5 protein-coding genes are annotated in these 6,045 nt (G+C 32.6%); 4 read left to right on the top strand and 1 reads right to left on the bottom strand.

The features are described 5' to 3' along the window. Positions 1-1,014: hypothetical protein (locus COX95_04835; protein ID PIZ85218.1), on the top strand; the 1,014-nt coding region annotated here is incomplete at its 5' end. A gap of 281 nt (positions 1,015-1,295) precedes the next feature. Here COX95_04835 and COX95_04830 read toward each other — a convergent pair. Next, positions 1,296-1,565: a hypothetical protein gene (locus tag COX95_04830; GenBank protein PIZ85217.1), complete on the bottom strand. Its 270-nt coding sequence runs from the start codon at positions 1,563-1,565 to the stop codon at positions 1,296-1,298. Here COX95_04830 and COX95_04825 point away from each other — a divergent pair. From COX95_04825 to COX95_04815, 3 genes are all read left to right on the top strand, one after another. Continuing rightward, positions 1,507-4,032: a hypothetical protein gene (locus COX95_04825; protein ID PIZ85216.1), complete on the top strand. Its 2,526-nt coding sequence runs from the start codon at positions 1,507-1,509 to the stop codon at positions 4,030-4,032. The genes COX95_04830 and COX95_04825 overlap by 59 nt on opposite strands. Before the next feature lie 3 nt (positions 4,033-4,035). Further along, positions 4,036-4,962: a hypothetical protein gene (locus tag COX95_04820; protein ID PIZ85215.1), complete on the top strand. Its 927-nt coding sequence runs from the start codon at positions 4,036-4,038 to the stop codon at positions 4,960-4,962. Positions 4,963-5,115: 153 nt separating this feature from the next. Further along, positions 5,116-5,907, top strand: a complete 792-nt coding sequence (locus COX95_04815) for a hypothetical protein (GenBank protein ID PIZ85214.1) — start codon at positions 5,116-5,118, stop codon at positions 5,905-5,907. Positions 5,908-6,045: the final 138 nt, after the last annotated feature.

Genomic DNA, 6,045 nt, shown 5'->3' with positions numbered 1-6,045 from the left:
GACAAATTATATGATGTTTTAATAGATAATTTATTTTTCTTGCTCCCAATCTTGGTTTTCATCATTCTATTTTACGTTTGGTTTACAAGGGGGAGAGACCCAGAAGGTAGAAAAACAATTGTTCCTCAGTATGATCCGCCTGATAACTTAACTCCTGCTGAGATTGGCGCGATTTGGGACGAAACAGTCGATAACAAAGATATTTCTGCAAATATAGTCAATTTAGCTGTAAGGGGCTATATAAAAATTAAGAAGACGGAAAAAGGAATTATTTTAAAATCAGATGACTATATGCTTCAGAGGCTGAAAAGAGACCAAGAAAAAAATCTGGAAGGATTTGATCAAAAACTTATAAATAGTTTATTTTTTGCCGATGATACAGTCATATTATCTAAACTAAAAGATAAATTTAGCAAAGAATTAGAGGCAGTTAAGGATAGTTTATATAAGGATATTACTGCAAAAGGTTACTTTCCCAAAAATTCGGACAAACTTAGGAAAAAGTATACTGGCATAGGTATATTTATTTTTGCTGCTCCATTATTTATAATAGAATTAATAGGCATAACAGCTATTTTAGCTATTATGCTATCTGGATTTATGATTTTTGTTTTTTCATTCATTATACCTAGTAAAACGAAGAAAGGGGTTTTAACAAAGGAATACATTATGGGTTTTAAAGAATACCTTAGTATGGTAGAGAAAGACAGAATAAAATTTTTTAATGCGCCAGAAAAAAATCCAGAAACATTTGAAAAATTTTTATCATATGCAATGGTTTTGGGTGTTGAGAAAGAATGGGCAGAACAGTTTAAGGAAATATATAATCAAAATCCATCTTGGTATGAAGACAGTTCTGGAGTTGCTTTTAATCCTGTTTTATTTACCGCCAATGTAAATAGTTTTTCATCTTATACTGGAAATACTTTATCATCCACTCCAAGTAGCAGTGGTTCAGGCGGAGGAGGTTTTTCAGGCGGAGGATTTGGTGGTGGTGGTGGCGGTAGTTGGTAAATCCAGTGCTAATTTTAAAAAACTTTCTAATGGGGTTTAGCGATTTAAAACTAGTTTTTGATGTTAGTGCTGGGTAAAAAACTAGTTTAAGTATTTATTGTGTAATATAATATTGCTATGAGCTATTTTAATCTTTTTCCGACAATGGTTATCTGGTGGTATAAAGATGGCGTCGTTGATTTATTTTCCTTCCTAAAGGCATTATATGTTTATATAGAGAACTTCTTTTCGATCTTAACAGTGCTTAAGACTTTTTTTGCACCATGGAAGCGTTTGGTATCTCAAAGAAAGCCTGGGATAGCAGGATTGCAGGATTGGTTTATTGACAATCTAGTTTCTAGGGGAGTTGGTCTGCTTTTAAGATTTTCCATAATTATTTCATTTATTATTTTTATCTTTTTATATTCATTATTTTGTGTGCTATCTTTTATTTTTTGGGTCGGTTTTCCAGCTATATTAGTAACTTCTTTTGTTTTTATTTTTGTAAGATAAATGATTAAGAAAGAACAGATAATTTTAAATAAGAATAATGAATTTATAAATGCTTCCAAAGTGCATCCTTTTATAAACAACTATTTTTTTATCGGGATTCTTAAAGTTTTATCGATGATTGGATTATCCTCGGCGATAGTTATGTTATTGTCATTTTCTTCTACCATTAATCTTTACCCCATTGATTATTTTTTGAAATTTCTAATATTTATAGGCTTGATCGCTTTTGCTCTGTTAAGATTTATCCAGAGTTATTTTAGGAGATTAGCTGATAGCAGGGTTCTTAAGGATGAAGATGGGGGCATGTATGATATTTTTAAAACCTGCGATTTTGAGCTTGCAAATATTTTAGGTTCGGAAAATTTAAATAATCCAGATATCCTTAAAATTTTTGAATCAATAATTACTTCAAAAAGAGCATTTTTTATTTTAAGGGAAATGAACGTAGGTTTACCATTCAATGAAAAAATAGTAAGAGGTTTTCCTTTAGAGATTCCTGCACACGATATTCTAATTGAAGTTGTTAGACTTAGTCTAGAAAATGCTATTCAAGATGGGGCACAACAATTAACAGCTGGCGATATTTTTTATGGGTTTTTAAAGATTAGTCGGAATCTGGATCCAGCTTTAATGGCAATAGAGATTGATGAAAAAGATTTACAAAATATTATTTTCTGGGAAAACAATATTTTTAGCAAGTTGTATCGCAAAAAAACACTAACTCAATCTCTAGCGTCTGCTGGGGCCGGTATAGCTCAAAATTGGGCTGCTGGCTACACGCTTGATTTAGACAGATTTGGTACTGAAATAACAATGCCAAAGTTATTTGGCAGTTTTTCTATAGAAGGCAGAGACAGAGAGATTCGCCAGATGGAAAATGTGCTTTCTAAAGAAATGAAGAATAATTGTATAATCACCGGAGGAAATGGCGTAGGCAAAACAACATTAGTCTATGGTTTAGCTGAAAGAATATATTGGGGCAATACTTTATCGGAACTTTCCTACAAAAGACTAGTTAGTCTTGATACATCAATTCTGCTGGCTGGTTCATCTAATGAACGTGAAGTTGAAGAAAGACTTATTAGGGTTTTTAATGACGCAGTAAATGCAGGAAATATTATACTTTTTATTGATAATATTGAAGTCTTATTCTCTGGAGGTCAGAAAATCGGCAGTATTGACGCTTCAGAGATTATTATTCCATATCTACAAAACCCCAACCTTAGGATTATTGGTGTAACCACCCATGGCAATTACCAAACGCACATAGAAGCAAAGCCCTCTTTGGCGGGTAATTTCGAGAAAATAGAGGTTGAGCCTACTAATGAAAAGCAAACATTGAGAATACTCGAAGATTTAAGTATGTATTATTCAAATAAATATAATTTAGTCGTAACTTATAACGCTTTAAAGGAGATATATAGGTTATCTGAAAAATTTATAACAAATAAAGATTTTCCCGCAAAAGCTGTAGATATGCTAGATAATGTATGCTCTGCCGCAAAAAATACTGGCAATAAATTATTGGATAAAAGCACCATAGATTCTTTGGCAGAACAAGTATTGAACGTTTCTGTTAAAGAAGTTGATACTGATGAGAAGAAAAAACTTATTAATCTTGAGGTTTGTATCCATGGAAGGGTTATTGGTCAGGATGAGGCAGTAGTTGCTGTTTGTAATGCTTTAAGAAGAGCAAGAGCACAGGTATCAAACACTAATCGTCCGATAGGAAGTTTTTTATTCTTGGGTCCTACTGGAGTAGGAAAAACAGAATTGGCTAAATCTTTGGCAGATGCGTATTTTGGCAATGAAAAAGCGATGGTAAGAATGGATATGAATGAATATCAGGATACAGAATCTACAAGCAGATTTATTGGAAAGAAAATGATTGGTATTGATCAGCTTGAAGGAGGAGATTTTGTTAAGAAGATAAGAGAAAATCCTTTCTCGGTTGTGCTGTTAGATGAGCTTGAAAAAGCCCATCCAGATGTATTAAATCTTTTTCTTCAGTTATTAGATGAAGGCTATATTATCGATGGAATGGGTGAAAAAGTTATTTTTTCAAATACTATAATTATTGCAACATCAAATGCAGGCGCAAATTTGATAAAAGAAGGTATAGAGAAAGGCATGTTACTAAATCTTTTAAGTGAAAAGCTTTTAAAGTATTTGCAAAGCAATGATATATATAAACCAGAATTTCTAAACAGGTTTGATGGTATAATTGTCTTTAAGCCTTTAACAAGGGAAAATCTTTTTGAAATCGCCAAGCTTATGTTTAATAAAATCAAACTTGATTTTAAGAATAAGGGATATGATATAGAGGCAGGTGAAGACATTCTCAGTAGGCTTGCAGAATTAGGATATAGGCCAGAGCTCGGCGCGCGACCCATGCGGAGGGTTTTTCAGGATACTTTAGAGAATTTTTTGGCAAATAAAATATTAGACGGCTCTCTTAATAAGGGCGAAAAATTTATTATAAATATACAAGATTTAGGTATAAAAGCGGAAGTAAGGGAATCATAAAAAATGATAAAAATTTATTATAAGGCTATTACAGATAAAAATTTGAAGAAATTAGCTAATTTTAGAGTAGGTTCTTGGGTATATGTGGAAGATCCCGACAAAAAAGATCTGGATTACTTAGAGAAAAATTTTTCATTTGATCCTAGTTTATTGCAAGACGCTTTAGATCCTTTTGAGGTGCCCAGGGTTGAGGTAGACAAAGAAATTACTTATATTTATGCCACCGTGCCTAACAGTGAAGATGGGATCAAGCAAATTATTAATACTCCAGTGTTGATAGCTATTGGTAGTGATTTTTTGGTTACTGTCTCTAGAAAATCCCTCCCGTTTTTACAGAAATTTGTTAAAGGTAAGGTCGATTTTACCACAACACAAAAAACACGGTTATTCTTCCAGATTTTTTCTGAAATTAACGCGGCGTATGATAATTTTCTAAAAAATATCGGCAGGAACATTAGAAGGATAATTATTAATCTAGAAAAAATAAATAATGAAGATATTGTAAAATTTGTAACCTTCGAAGCTACCTTAAACGAATTTTTATCAGATTTAGTCCCGATTAATGCTTCATTGCAGAAGCTTCATACTGGAAAATTATTAAAACTATACGAAGAAGATAAAGATCTCGTTGAGGATTTGTTTTTAAGTTCCGGTCAGCTTATTGATATCTCAAATTCTAATTTGAGAAGTATTGTTAATATTAGGGAAGCTTATTCAACTTTAATGACTAATAATTTAAATAAAGTGATTAAGCTTTTAACATCTTTAACTGTTATTTTTACAATCCCAACAATTATAGGTAGTTTATATGGAATGAATGTTCGGTTACCTTATAGTGATTCGCCCCATGCTTTTTATGGAATCTTAGTTGTCATTGCTTTAATATCAAGCTTTCTTTTAGCAATATTTGCAAGAAACCGTTGGCTATAAATCAATTAATTAAATTTTTATTAAAGGAGAAAAATGAAGAATGTTACACCAAAAAATCCATCGGTTGATGGTTTTCAGGCACCAAATCCAGTAGTGATTCCGTCTCAACCCGGACAATAACAGCCTCAGGCACAACCGCAGGCTCAATCCGGCATGTCTAACAACGGATCAAAGGGTTTGAAAAAAATAGTTACCGTTTTGGTTTTGATTATCTTAGTTGCTTTAGGGGTCGCCGGTTATGGTTATTACAATGGTATGCAAGTGCAATCTTATGCTAAGGATGGTGAGAGTATGTTTAATGCGGTTCAGGGATGGGGGAAGGGTTTTGATAATTCTAAAGACAGTAAAGCGACTAAAGACCAATTTTCCAAAATTAAAAATGATTCAGATAAATTTTTGTCACAGTTAAACGCAAAAAATGCACCCTCTAAAGCTAAAGAACTTGAATCTAATTTGAAAGAATATTTTACTATTTCAAAAACATTAGCGACAGACATGGAAGCTCTTGCCAATTGGGCTATAGGCTTTGAGAAAATAGGCAAAGATATGGAGAATATAGGAAGTAATGCTAGCATGAACTCCCCGGCGGATATTATTAGTGCTTTTAAGGATATGAAAACTTCGGTAGATGCTTATGTTAAAGAATTAGATACAATGCAAGTTCCTGCAGTTGTTTCCGAACAGAATAAAGCAATGAAAGATTACTTAGGGCAGGTATCAACTATTCTTGGTAGCTATATAAAGGCTTTAGAATCTAATGATTTGTCCTCTATGGTAGGAATAGAAACAGATTTAGCTTCTTTTTTAGATAAGCTTAATGCCATGAAATTGCCTGAAGAAAGCATAAATAAAGTTTATAAAGATAAAATTGATAGAGCCGATAGTTTAGAAAAGAGTATTCCTGGACAGATAAGTAATCTAAAGTCTGTTACTTTTGCTTTTTAGTTAGGTTTTTTCTGTTGAACTCGGGATATTATAATATCCCGAGTTGAATAAGTTACGAAACATTTGAGACTCCTGCAAATAACTAAGGAGTTTCCAATATGCATATCAAAGCCTTGTGGTATAAGACTAATTTGCATA

It is taken from the genome of bacterium CG_4_10_14_0_2_um_filter_33_32 (assembly GCA_002792735.1).
Lineage (GTDB): Bacteria > Patescibacteriota > CPR2_A > CG2-30-33-46 > CG2-30-33-46 > CG2-30-33-46.
Note: the sequence above shows the minus strand (reverse complement) of the source record. Positions and strands in the feature narration are given on the sequence as shown.

Coding starts and splice junctions, on each gene's coding strand:
- COX95_04825 (PIZ85216.1), top strand. CDS start 1,507: ATGATTAAGAAAGAACAGATAATTTTAAATAAGAATAATGAATTTATA.
- COX95_04820 (PIZ85215.1), top strand. CDS start 4,036: ATGATAAAAATTTATTATAAGGCTATTACAGATAAAAATTTGAAGAAA.
- COX95_04815 (PIZ85214.1), top strand. CDS start 5,116: ATGTCTAACAACGGATCAAAGGGTTTGAAAAAAATAGTTACCGTTTTG.